The 14228-nt window shown below is 74.4% G+C and carries 14 protein-coding genes; 9 read left to right on the forward strand and 5 right to left on the reverse strand.

The window, feature by feature from the left end; all coding sequences use genetic code 11:
* Positions 1–25 precede the first annotated feature (25 nt).
* Positions 26–949, forward strand: coding sequence for a S66 peptidase family protein (locus ACWEEU_RS05695; RefSeq protein ID WP_451728840.1), 924 nt, complete (start codon positions 26–28; stop codon positions 947–949).
* Between the two features lie 44 nt (positions 950–993).
* Positions 994–1545 carry a GNAT family N-acetyltransferase gene (locus ACWEEU_RS05700; protein WP_385746462.1) on the forward strand — a complete coding sequence of 184 codons (552 nt, stop codon included), beginning with the start codon at positions 994–996 and terminating at the stop codon, positions 1543–1545.
* 78 nt (positions 1546–1623) lie between these two features.
* Here the strand turns inward: ACWEEU_RS05700 and ACWEEU_RS05705 are convergent, their stop codons facing one another.
* On the reverse strand, positions 1624–1971 hold the full coding sequence (locus tag ACWEEU_RS05705) for a VOC family protein (RefSeq protein ID WP_199584449.1): 348 nt from the start codon (positions 1969–1971) through the stop codon (positions 1624–1626).
* A 162-nt stretch (positions 1972–2133) separates the two neighbouring features.
* Here ACWEEU_RS05705 and ACWEEU_RS05710 point away from each other — a divergent pair, with 162 nt between their 5' ends.
* Complete coding sequence (locus ACWEEU_RS05710) at positions 2134–4047, forward strand: transketolase (RefSeq protein WP_451728845.1); 1914 nt, start codon at positions 2134–2136, stop codon at positions 4045–4047.
* Between the two features lie 99 nt (positions 4048–4146).
* Here the strand turns inward: ACWEEU_RS05710 and ACWEEU_RS05715 are convergent, their stop codons facing one another.
* Positions 4147–4974, reverse strand: coding sequence for a class I SAM-dependent methyltransferase (locus tag ACWEEU_RS05715; RefSeq protein WP_451728848.1), 828 nt, complete (start codon positions 4972–4974; stop codon positions 4147–4149).
* Positions 4975–5107: 133 nt separating this feature from the next.
* Positions 5108–6604, reverse strand: a complete 1497-nt coding sequence (locus ACWEEU_RS05720; RefSeq protein WP_451728851.1) for a phosphatase PAP2 family protein — start codon at positions 6602–6604, stop codon at positions 5108–5110.
* A gap of 124 nt (positions 6605–6728) precedes the next feature.
* On the opposite strand from ACWEEU_RS05720, the gene ACWEEU_RS05725 reads away from it, so the two are divergent.
* The 5 genes from ACWEEU_RS05725 to ACWEEU_RS05745 all read left to right on the forward strand — a co-directional run bounded on the left by ACWEEU_RS05725 (position 6729) and on the right by ACWEEU_RS05745 (position 12165).
* Positions 6729–8348 carry an ATP-binding cassette domain-containing protein gene (locus tag ACWEEU_RS05725; RefSeq protein ID WP_451728854.1) on the forward strand — a complete coding sequence of 540 codons (1620 nt, stop codon included), beginning with the start codon at positions 6729–6731 and terminating at the stop codon, positions 8346–8348.
* A 34-nt stretch (positions 8349–8382) separates the two neighbouring features.
* Positions 8383–8691: a DUF6158 family protein gene (locus ACWEEU_RS05730; protein ID WP_385746453.1), complete on the forward strand. Its 309-nt coding sequence runs from the start codon at positions 8383–8385 to the stop codon at positions 8689–8691.
* Positions 8692–8897: 206 nt separating this feature from the next.
* Positions 8898–9674: a hypothetical protein gene (locus tag ACWEEU_RS05735; protein WP_451728858.1), complete on the forward strand. Its 777-nt coding sequence runs from the start codon at positions 8898–8900 to the stop codon at positions 9672–9674.
* Positions 9675–9820: 146 nt separating this feature from the next.
* A complete protein-coding gene (locus ACWEEU_RS05740; protein WP_451728861.1) occupies positions 9821–11074 on the forward strand; it encodes an aminotransferase class I/II-fold pyridoxal phosphate-dependent enzyme in 1254 nt (417 codons plus the stop codon).
* A complete protein-coding gene (locus tag ACWEEU_RS05745) occupies positions 11071–12165 on the forward strand; it encodes an MBL fold metallo-hydrolase (RefSeq protein WP_451728864.1) in 1095 nt (364 codons plus the stop codon). The genes ACWEEU_RS05740 and ACWEEU_RS05745 overlap by 4 nt, the downstream gene beginning before the upstream one ends.
* Positions 12166–12196: 31 nt before the next feature.
* Here ACWEEU_RS05745 and ACWEEU_RS05750 read toward each other — a convergent pair whose 3' ends face one another.
* Both ACWEEU_RS05750 and ACWEEU_RS05755 read right to left on the reverse strand, forming a co-directional pair.
* Positions 12197–12829 carry a DedA family protein gene (locus tag ACWEEU_RS05750; protein ID WP_451728867.1) on the reverse strand — a complete coding sequence of 211 codons (633 nt, stop codon included), beginning with the start codon at positions 12827–12829 and terminating at the stop codon, positions 12197–12199.
* A gap of 14 nt (positions 12830–12843) precedes the next feature.
* Complete coding sequence (locus ACWEEU_RS05755) at positions 12844–13617, reverse strand: MBL fold metallo-hydrolase (protein ID WP_451728869.1); 774 nt, start codon at positions 13615–13617, stop codon at positions 12844–12846.
* 112 nt (positions 13618–13729) lie between these two features.
* Here ACWEEU_RS05755 and ACWEEU_RS05760 point away from each other — a divergent pair, with 112 nt between their 5' ends.
* The gene (locus ACWEEU_RS05760) at positions 13730–14131 is read left to right on the forward strand and encodes a hypothetical protein (RefSeq protein ID WP_385746491.1); all 402 of its coding nucleotides are present in this window, start codon (positions 13730–13732) and stop codon (positions 14129–14131) included.
* Positions 14132–14228 lie beyond the last annotated feature (97 nt).

Here is a 14228-nt window from a genome sequence, read left to right on the forward strand (position 1 = left end):
CTGGACGCATGAGAGAACTGGACGCATGAGAGAACTGCTACGCCCCGCCCGACTCGCCCCCGGAGCCCGCGTCGCCGTGGTCGCGCCCAGCGGACCGGTCCCCGGCGAACGCCTGAGCGCGGGCCTCGACGTGCTGCGCGAGTGGGGTCTGGAACCGGTCGTCGCACCCCATGTCCTGGACCGGCATGGCGAGTTCGCCTATCTCGCGGGCACCGACGCCGACCGCGCCGCCGACTTCCAGCGGGCCTGGTGCGACCCGACCGTGGACGCCGTGCTCTGCGCACGCGGCGGATACGGCGTCCAGCGCATGGTCGACCTGCTCGACTGGGAGGCGATGCGGGCGGCCGGACCGAAGGTGTTCGTCGGGTTCAGCGACATCACCGCGCTGCACGAGGCCATCGCCACCCGTCTCGGCCTGGTCACCCTGCACGGCCCGATGGCGGCCGGGATCGACTTCATCGGCAGCGAGCGCGCCCGCGAACACCTGCGGCTCACCCTGCTCGCCCCGGACAAGGTCCAGGTCGTCGCCTCGGGCGGCGGTGCCCTGTTCCCCGGCCGGGCCAGGGGCGTCACCCTGGGCGGCTGCCTCTCCCTCCTCGCCGCCGACCTCGGCACCCCCCACGCCCGCCCCTCGGCCCACGGCGGCCTGCTCTGCCTGGAGGACGTGGGCGAGGAGACCTACCGCCTCGACCGCTACCTCACCCAACTCCTGCGCTCCGGCTGGCTGGAGGGCGTCCACGGCATCCTCCTCGGCTCCTGGTCCACCTGCGAGCCCTACGACCGCCTGCGCCCCATGCTCATCGACCGACTCGGCCCCCTCGGCGTGCCCGTCGCCGAGGAGTTCGGCTTCGGCCACTGCGCGGACGCGCTGACGATCCCGTTCGGAGTCACGGCGGAACTCGACGCCGGAGAGGGGACGTTGACGCTGGAGGAGCCCGCCCTGAGCTGAGTGCGCACGGCAGCGGCGTGATCGTCGCGTCGTACGCTGGGCGGATGCCGCACACCACGCACCACTATCTGACCGAGGGGCCGCGCGTGGCCCTGCGCCGCTTCACCCCGGAGGACGGACCCGAGTTCACCGCCCGGGCCAGGGAGAGCAAGGACCTGCACCTGCCGTGGCTGGTCGTGGCGGACAGCGAGGAGGCGTACGCCCGCTATGCCCGCCCGCTGATCGAGGAGCAGGGCCGCGTCGGATTCCTGGTCTGCGAGAAGGACTCCGGGGACATCGCCGGGTTCATCAACATCAACAACATCGTGCGGGGCGGGTTCCAGTGCGGGGCCCTCGGATACGGGGCGTTCGCGCACGCCGCCGGGCGGGGGCTGATGCGGGAGGGTCTCGAGCTGGTGATCGGATACGCCTTCGGGCCGCTCGGGCTGCACCGGCTGGAGATCAACGTGCAGCCCGGGAACACCGCGTCGATCGCGCTCGCGCGGGGCGCCGGCTTCCGGCTGGAGGGCTTCTCGCCGAAGATGATCCAGGTCGACGGCGAGTGGCGGGACCACGAGCGCTGGGCGCTGACGACCGAGATGCGCGACGGGGGCTGACACCGGCCCCGCACCTCTGCTGGGGCACCGCCCAGCCCGGTTCCCGGGCACCGCCGAGACCGGGTTCCCGGGCGCCGCTCAGCCCGGCTGGTCCACGTACTCGAAGACCGAGCCGTCCGGGTGCACCGCGAGCAGGTTCCGGCCCGCCGGGGTGGACAGCGGGCCCGCGACCACGCGAGCGCCCAGCTCGGTGAGCTGCCGGTGTGCCTCGTCCACGTCCTTCACCGCGATGGTCGCCGTGACCTTGCGCAGCACCTCCAGCTCCGCCTCCGGCCCGCTCATCAGCAGGAAGGAGCCGATCGCCGCCGCCTGCACCCCGCCACGCCCGAACCGGTGTGCCCGGGCGCCGGTCAGCCGCTCGTAGAACGGGATCGTGGTCTCGAGGTCGTCGACGCAGATGCGCAGTGTGGCGCCCAGAATCTCCATGCGGGCGAGCCTAGTTGGGAGGACCCGGCACGCACAGTCCGTCGCCTCGGGCGGCGCCGGGAGAGCGGCCGCCACCCGGATGGCCCGCGGGGCGTTTGCCCGCCGCGCCTCCGGATACGCGGAGGAGGTCGGACGGGCCGCACCACCCTGCGCTCACGCACGGTGACCGTAGGCGGCGGCCCAGGCTCCGGACGCCGTCCGACCGTCTCGGACCCCCACGGAAGGAGACTCATGAACACCGCAGAACTCGCCGAACTCGGACAGCAGTTGCGGGTGGACAGCGTACGGGCCGCACAGGCCGCGAACTCCGGTCACCCGACCTCCTCCATGTCCGCCGCGGACCTGATGGCCGTGCTGCTCGCCAACCACCTCCGCTACGACTTCGAGCGCCCGGACAACCCCGCCGGCGACCACCTCATCCTCTCCAAGGGCCACGCCTCCCCGCTGCTGTACTCCGCGTACAAGGCCGCGGGCGCCATCGACGACGGCGAGCTGCTCACCTTCCGCAAGCTCGGCAGCCGCCTGGAGGGCCACCCGACCCCGCGCCGCCTGCCCTGGGTGGAGACCGCCACCGGCTCGCTCGGCCAGGGCCTGCCCGTCGGCGTCGGCGTCGCCCTCGCGGCCAAGCGCCTGGACCACTCCGACAGCCGCGTGTGGGTGCTGTGCGGGGACAGCGAGATGGCCGAGGGCTCCGTGTGGGAGGCCGCCGAGGCCGCCGCGTACGAGAACCTGGACAACCTGATCGTCATCGTGGACGTGAACCGGCTCGGCCAGCGCGGCCCCACCCGGCACGGCCACGACCTGGACGCCTACGCCCGCCGTTTCCAGGGCTTCGGCTGGCACACGGTCGAGGTCGACGGCCACGACGTGGACGCCGTCGACCGCGCCTACGGCGAGGCCCTGTCGACCACCGGACAGCCCACCGCGATTCTCGCCCGCACCCTCAAGGGCAAGGGCGTCGCCGCCGTGGAAGACCGCGAGGGCCAGCACGGCAAGCCGCTGCCCGACGCCGACGAGGCCATCGAGGAGCTGGGCGGCCGCCGCGACGCGCGCGTCCACGTCGCCGAGCCGCCCGCCGGGACCCCGCGCCGTACCGCCACCGAGCCGCTGAGCCTCCCGCGCTGGGACGTGGGCGACGAGGTCGCCACCCGGGACGCCTTCGGCGGGGCCCTCGCCGCCCTCGGCAACGCCCGCGGCGAGGTGGTCGTCCTGGACGGCGAGGTGGGCGACTCCACCCGCACCGAGCAGTTCGGCAAGGAGCACCCCGACCGCTTCTTCGAGACCTACATCGCGGAACAGCAGTTGGTCGCCTCAGCCGTCGGCATCGCCTCGCGCGGCTGGCTGCCCTACGCCTCCACCTTCGCGGCCTTCCTCACCCGCGCCTACGACTTCGTGCGCATGGCCGCGGTCAGCGGCGCCGGAATCAACCTGGTCGGCTCGCACGCGGGCGTCGCCATCGGCGAGGACGGGCCCTCCCAGATGGGCCTGGAGGACCTGGCGATGTTCCGGTCGGTCTACGGCTCCACGGTGCTCTACCCGTGCGACGCCAACCAGACCGCCAAGCTCACCGCCGCCATGGCCGACCTGAAGGACATCCGCTATCTGCGCACCTCGCGCGGCAAGACCCCGGTGATCTACGGCCCCGACGAGGAGTTCCCCATCGGCGGCAGCAAGGTCCTGCGCTCCAGCGACGAGGACCGGCTGACCATCGTCGCCGCCGGGGTCACCGTCCCCGAGGCGCTGGCCGCGGCCGACCGGCTCGCGCGGGACGGCATCCGGGTGCGCGTCATCGACCTGTACTCGGTCAAGCCGGTCGACGTGGAGACCCTGCGCCGGGCCGCCGAGGACACCGGCTGCCTGGTGACCGTGGAGGACCACCACGAGGAGGGCGGCATCGGGGACGCGGTCGTGGAAGCCTTCACCGACGGCCGCCCGGTGCCCCGCCTGGTACGGCTCGCGGTGCGCGTGATGCCGGGCTCCGCCACGCCCGAGGAGCAGCTCCACGAGGCCGGCATCGACGCCGCGAACATCACGGCCACCGCGAAGCTGCTGGTGGAGGAGGCGATGGTGAGCTGAGGGCGCCGGGAGCGGGGGACGGCCGGTTCGCGCCCGAGAGGGGGGGGCGGCCGGTTCGTCTCGGACGGGGGCGGCCGGTTCGCCTCGGGGGAGCCCGGCTCAGTCCCGGCGTTCCTTCCGGCACAGGATCTCCCCGTGCAGGACCGCGAACCAGCCGTCCTCCTGCCGCCCCCACTCCCGCCACGCCTGCGACACCGCCCGCAGCTCCTCGGCGCTCGCGTGCCCGCCCCCGACGGCGCGGTCCGCGTACGCCGAGGCCAGTGTGCGGTCCGCCCACAGCCCGCTCCACCAGGCCCGTTCCTCGGCGGTGGCGAACGTCCAGGTGCCGGAGGTGGCGGTGACGTCCCGCAGTCCGGCCTCCAGCGCCCAGCTCTTCAGCCGCCGCCCGGCGTCCGGCTCGCCGCCGTTGTCCCGGGCGACCCGCTCGTACAGGTCCAGCCAGTCGTCCAGGCCGTCCACCGCCGGGTACCAGGTCATGGCCGCGTAGTCCGCGTCGCGCACCGCGACGATCCCGCCGGGCCGGGTCACCCGCGCCATCTCGCGCAGCGCCCGCACCGGATCGCCCACGTGCTGGAGCACCTGGTGGGCGTGGACCACGCAGAAGGTGTTGTCCGGGAAGTCCAGCGCGTGCACGTCGCCCACGGCGAAGTCGGTGTTGTTCAGGCCGCGTTCGGCCGCCGTCGCGCGAGCTTGCGCCAGAATTCCGGGTGCGCGGTCCAGCCCGGTCACCCGGCCCTCCGGGACCAGCGCGGCCAGGTCGGCGGTGATGGTGCCCGGACCGCAGCCGATGTCGAGGATCTTCATGTGCGGCTTGAGCGAACCCAGCAGATACGCCGCTGAGTTGGCGGCCGTCCGCCAGGTGTGCGAACGCAGCACGGACTCGTGGTGCCCGTGCGTGTAGACGGCGGTCTCCCGCGCTTTCGGCATGGCCGGATCTCCCTCACCGCTCGACGGACCGGCCACGGAGCCGCCAACGGACACCGTGGCCGTGCTGCACCGAACGCTACGCCCGGGCGCCGTATCGTGAGACCCGAGTTTCGCCATGCGGACTGACGGTACGTCAACTCGCCTTGGCGCCGGGGCTGTAGACCGTCAGGGCCCCGGGCAGCACCTCCAGGGTCATGTGGCCGCCGACCGGGGTCACCTCGCCGTCGTAGGCCAGCGGGGTGCCGGGGGCGATGCCTGAGAGGCGCAGCCGGCCGAGCTGGACGGCCGCGTGCGAGGGGGAGCGGGTGAGCGGGCCCGCGATGGCCGCCATGAGCAGCCGCAGCGCCGGGTGGCCGTTGCCGTTCACCACGCGCACGTCGAGGCGGCCGTCCGACAGGTCCGTACGGCGGCCCGCCCCGAGGCCCCGGCGGTGGTAGACGCCGTTGCCGACGAACAGCATCCACAGCGCCCGGCGCCGCCCGGCCGCCTCCACCTCCAGCGGATGGCAGTCCGCGCGCAGCACCCGCAGCGCGGCCAGCACCCCGGCGGCCCAGCCGCCGATGCGGGGCGACCAGTGCTCCCGCTCGCGCACCAGCTCGGGGTAGACGCCGAGGCTGAGGGTGTTGAGGAAGACGCCCGAGCCGGTCTCGGTGGTGAAGCGGCCCACGTCGACCCGGACCGCCTCGCCCTCGCGCAGCGCGTCGGCCAGGTCCCGTTCGTCCTCCACACCGAGGTCGTAGGCGAAGTGGTTGAGAGTGCCGCCGGGCAGCACCGCGAGGGGCAGCCCGCGCCGCAGGGCGATGCCCGCCGCCGCGTTCACCGTGCCGTCGCCGCCGCACACCCCGAGCACCCGGGCCCGGGTCGCCGCCTTCTCCAGCTCGGCGACCACGTCCTCCGGCGCGCACTCCACGATCTCGGCAGCCGGAAGCGCCGTGCGCAGCACGTTCACCCGGTCGGCGGTACCCGACGCCTCGTTGGCCACCATCACCAGACCCTCGCCCTCCGGCAGCGCCGGGGCGTCGACGGCCGGCCGGGCGGCGGGCCGCGCCTGTGCGCGGGTCTGCACCAGGCCCCGGACGGCGAAGGCGGCGCCCACACCGAGCGCCGCACCGGTCAGGACGTCACTGGGGAAATGGACGCCCGTGTAGACCCGGGACATCGCCACCGAGAAGGCGATCGGCGCCACCGCCGCACCCCAGGCCGGCGACTCCAGCGCGACACCGGTCGCGAAGGCGGCGGCCGAGGCGGCGTGGCCCGAGGGGAACGACGTGGTGATCGGCTGCCGCTTCAGTCGCCGTGCCATCGGCACCGGCGCGATCACCGGGCGCGGCCTGCGCACCGAGCGCTTGCCGAGGGTGTTGATGGTCAGCGAGGCCAGCCCGAGCGAGGCCATGCCGCGCACCGCGGCCCGGCGGGCGCGCGGGGTACGGGTCGCGGCGATGGCGGCGGCGGTGGCGAACCACAGCACCCCGTGGTTCGCGCTGCGGCTCAGCTTGGGTAGGACGCGCTCGGCACCGGGCCAGTTCCGTTCGGCGGCCACCTCGAACAGCCGGGCGTCGGCGGCGAGCAGTCGCCGCAGCAGCGAGCGGCCGGCGACGGGGACGGCGGTCAGGTCGACATCAGGGCTCATGGCGTGCGCCTACCCCGAAGCGGGGGTTCCTTGTCCGGGTTGTGGGCCGTCGGGGGCCCGGCCCGCGGGCGACCGCGGGAAACGGGTTTGCCCGCGCCTGTCGTGCCAGCGGAGAATGCGCCGCATGGGACACCTGGAAGCCGCGCATCTCGAGTACCACCTCCCCGACGGGAGGACGCTGCTCGGCGACGTCTCCTTCCGGGTCGGCGAGGGCGCCGTCGTGGCCCTGGTCGGTCCCAACGGCGCGGGCAAGACCACCCTGCTGCGGCTGATCTCCGGTGAGCTGAAGCCGCACGGCGGCACGGTCACCGTCGGCGGCGGCCTCGGCGTGATGCGCCAGTTCGTCGGCTCGGTACGGGACGAGACGACCGTGCGCGACCTGCTGGTCTCCGTCGCCCCACCCGGCATCCGCACGGCGGCGCGGGCGGTGGACAAGGCCGAGCACGCGATCATGACCGTGGACGACGAGGCCGCCCAGCTCGCCTACGCGCAGGCGCTCGCCGACTGGGCCGAGGTGCGCGGGTACGAGTCCGAGACCGTGTGGGACATGTGCACCATGGCCGCGCTCGGAATGCCGTACGACAAGGCCCAGTGGCGCCTGGTGCGCACCCTCTCCGGCGGCGAGCAGAAGCGGCTCGTCCTGGAGGCGCTGCTGCGCGGCCCCGACGAGGTGCTGCTGCTGGACGAGCCGGACAACTACCTCGACGTGCCCGGCAAGCGCTGGCTGGAGCAGCAGCTCAAGGAGACCCGCAAGACGGTCCTGTTCGTCTCCCACGACCGCGAACTCCTTGCCCGCGCCGCCGAGAAGATCGTCTCCGTCGAGCCGGGACCCGCCGGGGCCGACGCCTGGGTGCACGGTGACGGCTTCGCCACCTATCACGAGGCCAGGCGGGAACGCTTCGCCCGCTTCGAGGAGTTGCGCCGCCGCTGGGACGAGAAGCACGCCCAGCTCAAGAAGCTGGTCCTGAACCTCCGCCAGGCCGCCGCCGTCAGCCACGAGATGGCCTCGCGGTACGCGGCCGCGCAGACCCGGCTGCGCAAGTTCGAGGAGGCGGGACCGCCGCCGGAGCCGCCCCGCGAGCAGAACATCACCATGCGGCTGCGCGGAGGCCGCACGGGTGTACGCGCCGTCACCTGCGAGGGGCTCGAACTCACCGGTCTGATGCGGCCGTTCGACCTGGAGGTGTTCTACGGCGAACGCGTCGCGGTGCTCGGCTCCAACGGCTCGGGCAAGTCCCACTTCCTGCGCCTGCTCGCGGGCGAGGACGTGGCCCACACGGGCGCCTTCAAGCTCGGTGCCCGCGTCGTGCCCGGACACTTCGCGCAGACCCACGCCCACCCCGAGCTGCAGGGCCGCCCGCTTCTCGACATCCTCTGGAAGGAGCACGCCCAGGACCGGGGCGCGGCGATGTCCCGGCTGCGGCGCTACGAGCTGACCGCGCAGGCCGAGCAGTCCTTCGACCGGCTCTCCGGCGGCCAGCAGGCCCGCTTCCAGATCCTCCTGCTCGAACTCGCCGGAGTCACCGCCCTGCTGCTCGACGAGCCCACCGACAACCTCGACCTGGAGTCCGCCGAGGCGCTCCAGGAGGGCCTGGAGGCGTTCGAGGGCACCGTCCTCGCGGTCACCCACGACCGCTGGTTCGCCCGCTCCTTCGACCGGTTCCTGGTCTTCGGCACGGACGGCCGGGTCAGGGAGACCCCGGAGCCGGTGTGGGACGAGCGGCGGGTGGAGCGCGCCCGCTGAGCCCCGCTCCGGGCGCGGAGGCCGCCGGGTCCGGATGTTCGTACAGTGGTCGCAGGAACGCGGACACGACGAGCGGGGTACCACCATGACCGGAGTCGACCCCAGCCGGCTGGACGATCAGCAGCTCATGAAGGAGCTGGAGACCATCCACCGCACACGCCACGACACGCTCCTGTACGGCTCGAACGACGCGCTGCGCGCCCACAACGAACGCATGGCCCAGCTGGAGGGCGAGTACCTGCGCCGCAACCCGCGCCGCCTGGTCAGCGCGGGGCGCACCCGCGAGGGCGCCCGGGAGCGGAGCTGTGGCGAGACCGCCGCGCCGGGGACGCCCGGGACCTGAGGCGCGCCTCCCGAACCGCCGAGGTCACCCGGACGGGCGGTCGCGTCCCGCGAATGGGTCCGGCCGCGCGCGGTGCGGCGCGCGGCGGGCTGTGATGGCAGACGAGGGCACGAGAGCCGTGTCCCGCAGACGGGCCGACGACCGGCGCGGTACCGGTTGCCGACAGGCGTCGGCCGTCGCCGCCGCCCTGCCGAGGAGCCCTCGCCATGCACCGCACCGTCCGCGCCCTGACGGCCGCCACCGCGCTCGTCGTAACCGGTCCGACCGCGGCTTTCGCCTCCGGGTGGCACACGGATGCGCGTGCCACCGCCGCTTGTGACACCCCTGCCGTGCCGCGCGCGGAGATCCCCGAGGACGTTCCGGGGAACCTCCCCGGCGCCGCCGTGGGCGGGGACTGCGGTGCGGTGTCCCCCGCGGGGGACCTGCCGGACACGGCGGGCGCTCCCGACCAGCAGGCCGCGCCCGCGGTGCCGGAGCCGGCCCGGGACACCCCGGGTGCGGACTCTCGGACGGGCAGCGGTGCCGGCGCGGACCGCTCTCTGGCCCCCGGAACCGGTGCGGGCCTGTCCCAGACCCCCGGCACCGGCGAGCCTCGCTCCCCGGTGCCCGGCGACGCGGCCCCGGGCACCGGTCGGATTCCGGGACGGGACGGCGGCGGCGACACCGGGGAGCGCACCGGCACCGGCACCGGTACGGGCAGCGGCGATGGCCTCGGCACCGGTACGGGCAGCGGCGATGGCCTCGGCACCGGCGATGGCACCGGCAGCGGAGACCGCCCCGGCAACGGCACGGGCTACGACCCCGGCGGCCTCCCGCCCACCGTCCAGCACGGCGTCGACGCCGGGACCGGCGGATCGTTCGACGGCTCGGTCCCCCTGCTGGCAGCAGGCGCCGCGCTGATCGCCGCCGCGTGCGCCGCCGCCCTGCACCGGATCGGCGCGCCGTATCCGCCCCGCAGACGGCGGCGCTCCCCCGACGCCTGACGCCCCGCTGTGACCAGGGCAACCCGGACCGGCAGCCATGCCGGGCCGATCGCCGGGTACACACCACACCGAGGGCACCACCGGCACACGGGTCACACGGCACCAGGCGAGTGAGCGGCAACGGCACACCCAGCGCGGAGGCGACGATGCGACCGACGGAGATCGAGGGCCACGGCCCCGTCCGCTACGGCCCGTCCCTGCCCGGCGACGGTCTGCCGGTGCTGCCCGAACTCGCCGCCCGCCTCGCCGCCGCCGACCGTGCACCGGCCCAGCCCGTGGGGGGCGCCCCCGGCCTCCTCGAGGCCGCCTGCGGCTACTGGACCCGCCGCGCGCTGCCCACCGTCCCCGACCAGGTGGCCGCAGCCCCCGGCGCGCCCCCGTTGCTGCTCGCGATCACCGCCGCCCTCGCGGCCGACGGTGGCGACGTGCTCGTCCCCCGCCCGCACGCCGCCTGGTGGGAGCCCTGCGCCCGGCTGCTCGGCAGACGCGTCTTCCACGTGCCGGTGCCGCCCGAGAGCGGGGGCGTACCGGACTCGTACGCCCTGCTGGAGACCGTCCGCCGGGTACGTGCCGAGGGCGGCGAGCCCCGGCTGCTCGTGCTGTCCGTCGCGGACGACCCGACGGGCACCGTCACCCCGCCCGAGCCGCTGTACGAGACGGTCGAGGCGGCCGCGGCCGAGGGACTGCACCTGATCAGCGACGAGACCTGGCGCGACACTCTGCACGCCCCGCACGAGACCGTGCTGGTCAGCCCCGCCGAGATGCTGCCCGACCGGGTGACCGTCGTCAGTGACCTGGCCGGTGCCCTGCTCCCGACCGGCTGGCCGGCCGCCGTCGCCCGCTTCCCGGCCGGAGCGGCGGGGGAGTGGCTGCACGCGCGGGTGCTCGACGCGCTCACCGCGCTCGGCGCCCATGTGGCCGCACCCGTGGCGGAGGCCGCGCGCTACGCGCTTGACGAGCCCGAACCCGTCACCGCCCGCCGCGACGCCGCCGTACGCCTGCACGCCCACCTGGCTGCAGCCGTGCGGCACACGGTCGTCGCGGGCGGGGCGCTCGCCCGGCCGCCGCAGGCCGGGCGACAGTTGTACGCCGACCTCGGCCCGCTGCGCGAGGCGCTCGCCGCGCGGGGCGTCGGCGACTCCCAGGAACTGGAGGACTGCCTCACCGCCCGGCTCCCCATGCCCGCCCCGGGCGGCCACCGCTTCGGCGACGACCTCGGCGCGCTGCGGGTGCGGCTCGCCACCGGCCCCCTGACGGGCGCGACCGACGCGGAACGCACCGAAAGCCTCACCTCACCCACACCGACGGAACTGCCGCATGTGCAACGCGCGTTGATGTCCTTGGGGTCGGTTTTCGACGATCTCCGTGACGACGCTCAGCGATGGGAGCATCCTCGATGACGCAACAGACGCACGAGCCCGGGTCCACCGCCACGACCTCCGAAGCGACCAGCGCGACCGCCGCCACGACCACCGCCCTCCCCGTGACCGGGGTGCCCAAGTCGTCACCCCCCGCCGGGTTTCCCCCGCTCGCCGAGCCCCGCCCGCTCGGCGAGCGCCGGGTGTGGCCGCGCACGTTCCACGACCGGCTCACCGCGCCGCTGCCCGGCCTGAAGGCCATGGCCCGCTTCGCCCGCGAGGGCGCCATACGCCCCGACCCCGAGGGTCTGGTCGACATTCCCCGACTCCCTTACGAACCGGGCCCGGTGCCCCGCGTCGGTGCCGGTGCCGTCGCCGCTTCCTGGGCCGGGCACGCCAGTTGGGTCGTCCAGGTGGGAGGGCTGACCGTGCTCACCGACCCGGTGTGGTCGCGCCGCATCCTCGGCACGCCCGCCCGCGTCACCCCGGTGGGCGTCCCCTGGGAGGCGCTGCCCCCCGTGGACGCGGTGGTCGTCAGCCACAACCACTACGACCACCTCGACGCCCCCACCCTGCGGCGACTCCCGCGCGACACGCCGATGTTCGTGCCCGCCGCGCTCGGAAGCTGGTTCCGCAGAAGGCGGTTCACCCGCGTGACCGAGCTGGACTGGTGGGAGGGCGCCGAACTCGACGGCGTCCGCTTCGACTTCGTGCCCGCACACCACTGGTCCAAGCGCACCCTCACCGACACCTGCCACAGCCTGTGGGGCGGCTGGGTGCTCACCGCGCCCGACGGACAGCGCGTCTACTTCGCCGGCGACACCGGCTACGGTCACTGGTTCAGCCGTATCGGCCGCCGCTACCCCGGTATCGACCTGGCCCTGATGCCGATCGGCGCCTACGACCCGCGCTGGTGGCTCAGCGACGTGCACTGCGACCCCGAGGAGGCCGTCCGGGCCGTGGAGGATCTCGGTGCCCGGCGGATGGCGCCGATGCACTGGGGCACCTTCGTCCTCTCGGCGGAACCGGTCCTGGAACCGCTCACCCGGGTGCGTGCCGCCTGGGAGAAGGCCGGATTCGACCGCGAGGACCTGTGGGACCTGCCGATCGGGGCCTCACGGGTACTGGGGTGACCGCGCGCTCCGCCCCCCGGCTGGAGCCTCCTCAGCTCCCCCTGACCCGCCCCCGCAACCGCCGTACCACCCCGGGCACCGCGCTGATCAGCACCGTCAGCACGACCGCCGCCACCACGCCCTCCCAGGGCTCGGGGAACAGCGATCCCCCGAGGATGCCGATCAACTGGTACGTCACCGCCCACGCCAGACAGGCCGGCAGATTCCCCCGGGCGAAGCGTCTGAGCGGCCACTTCGCCAGCAGACAGGCGAGCATCACGGGTATCCGGCCCGCCGGGACCAATCGGGAGAGCACCAGCACCGCGACCCCGTGGTCCGCCAACTTCTCCTGCGCGCCGGTGAGTTTGTCCTCCGGCGCCCGGTCGCGTATCGCCTCCAGCCAGCGCGAGCCGCTGTGCGAGCGCAGGCCGCGCAGCCCCAGCCAGTAGAGCGCCGCGTCCCCGAGGAACGCCGCGAGGGAGGCCGTCACGAAGACCAACGCCAGCGAGTAGGGCGCCGTCTGATGAAAGGCGACCACCGCCGCCGAACTGACCAGCGCCCCCGTGGGCACCACCGGCACCAGTGCCCCGATGAGCACGAGCAGGAACAACGACGGGTAGCCCAGGGCCTGTTGGGTGGACTCGGGCGGTACGAGCTGAGGGGCGGCCGCCGCCAGCAGCGTCACGCCCGGCGGGCATCTCACCGGGCGACCTCCAGCCGTACGCTCTCCCCGTGCCCGAGCCGGTGCACCGCGATCCCCGGCGCGGTCTTGGCCGCCAGGCGCGCGAACTCGTCGCCGGGCGCGTGGAATTCGTGCGGGCGGACCGCGTTCATGCCGATCGGCCAGTACGTGCCGTAGTGCACCGGCACCGCGCAGCGCGGCCCGAGTCCGGTCAGCGCCCGCGCCGCCCGCCCCGCGTCCAGGTGCCCTTCGCCGAGGAACGGCCCCCAGCCGCCCACCGGCAGCAGCGCCATGTCCACCGGGCCGACCTCCTCGGCCATGGAGTCGAACAGGCCGGTGTCCCCGGCGAAGTAGGTCCGCGCCTCGCCCTCGACCACGTATCCGAGCGCGGGGGAGCGGTGCGGGCCGAACGGCAGCCGCCGTCCGTCGTGCCGGGCGGAGACCACCCGTACCCGCAGGGGGCCGACGTGGACCTCGTCCCCGGGGGCGACCTCGGTGACGTCCAGACCGCGCAGCCGTCGCAGCCCCGGCACCGCGCGCGGCGCGCCCCGGGGCACCAGCAGCCGAGTGCCGGGTTCCAGCTCGGCCAGCGACGGCAGGTGCAGGTGATCGGAGTGCAGATGGGAAACCAGCGCCAGATCCGCGCGCCGGGCGCGCGCCGGAGGCAACGCGCCCCGGCGGCGGCGCAGATGCGCGAGGCGCACGGCGAACAAGGGATCGGTGAGCACTCGCGTGTCCGAATCCCGGATCGCACAGGTCGCATGTCCCCACCAGGTGACCTCCACCGGCACCCCCGCACCTCCTTCGCGCGACTCCCCTGAAGCCTACGGGCAGCGGTAGGGTCTGCGGCGAACCCGGAGGTGAGGGGACGCCATGAGACCGTTACGGGGTGCCGCCGACGGGATCGCGCCGGTGCGGGTCACCGCCATCGCCAGCCTGACTCCGCTGGAGCAGCTGGAGGAGGACCCGTTCCTGGTCGACTCCCGCAGCCAGCACGCCATGTGCGCCCGCTGGGCGGCCGAACAGGGCTTCGTCGTCACACGTGAACTCCTCGTCGGCGGCCTGCGCTTCGACCACGGCGCCCTCTGGGACGGCGTGCGCTCCGGCGTGGACGTCTTCGTCGCCCCCAGCAGACGCGTTCTCGAACGCGCCCTGTCCTCGGTGGAGGAGTTCACCGCCGAGTGCGCCCGGCGCGGGGTGCGCGTGGAGACCGTCGGCAGCGCGGAACCGGCGTACGACGCCGCGATGAAGGCACGCGTGCACCGCAGGCTCTCGATGCCGACGGCCGGGTACGACGGCGCCTGAACGGGGAGCTTGGCGCCCGGTCGAACGGAAGCCCGGCGTCCGATATCGCCCCGGTGATCCGGATCACCCGGGCTCCGCGCCCCGGTGTGGCAAGGTG

It is taken from the genome of Streptomyces sp. NPDC005004, from assembly GCF_053600675.1.

Excerpts from the sequence above, each read along its gene's own strand:
- ACWEEU_RS05695 (WP_451728840.1), top strand. The coding sequence starts at position 26 with ATGAGAGAACTGCTACGCCCCGCCCGACTCGCCCCCGGAGCCCGCGTC.
- ACWEEU_RS05700 (WP_385746462.1), top strand. The coding sequence starts at position 994 with ATGCCGCACACCACGCACCACTATCTGACCGAGGGGCCGCGCGTGGCC.
- ACWEEU_RS05705 (WP_199584449.1), bottom strand. The coding sequence starts at position 1,971 with ATGGAGATTCTGGGCGCCACACTGCGCATCTGCGTCGACGACCTCGAG.
- ACWEEU_RS05715 (WP_451728848.1), bottom strand. The coding sequence starts at position 4,974 with ATGCCGAAAGCGCGGGAGACCGCCGTCTACACGCACGGGCACCACGAG.
- ACWEEU_RS05720 (WP_451728851.1), bottom strand. The coding sequence starts at position 6,604 with ATGAGCCCTGATGTCGACCTGACCGCCGTCCCCGTCGCCGGCCGCTCG.
- ACWEEU_RS05725 (WP_451728854.1), top strand. The coding sequence starts at position 6,729 with ATGGGACACCTGGAAGCCGCGCATCTCGAGTACCACCTCCCCGACGGG.
- ACWEEU_RS05730 (WP_385746453.1), top strand. The coding sequence starts at position 8,383 with ATGTTCGTACAGTGGTCGCAGGAACGCGGACACGACGAGCGGGGTACC.
- ACWEEU_RS05735 (WP_451728858.1), top strand. The coding sequence starts at position 8,898 with ATGCACCGCACCGTCCGCGCCCTGACGGCCGCCACCGCGCTCGTCGTA.
- ACWEEU_RS05740 (WP_451728861.1), top strand. The coding sequence starts at position 9,821 with ATGCGACCGACGGAGATCGAGGGCCACGGCCCCGTCCGCTACGGCCCG.
- ACWEEU_RS05745 (WP_451728864.1), top strand. The coding sequence starts at position 11,071 with ATGACGCAACAGACGCACGAGCCCGGGTCCACCGCCACGACCTCCGAA.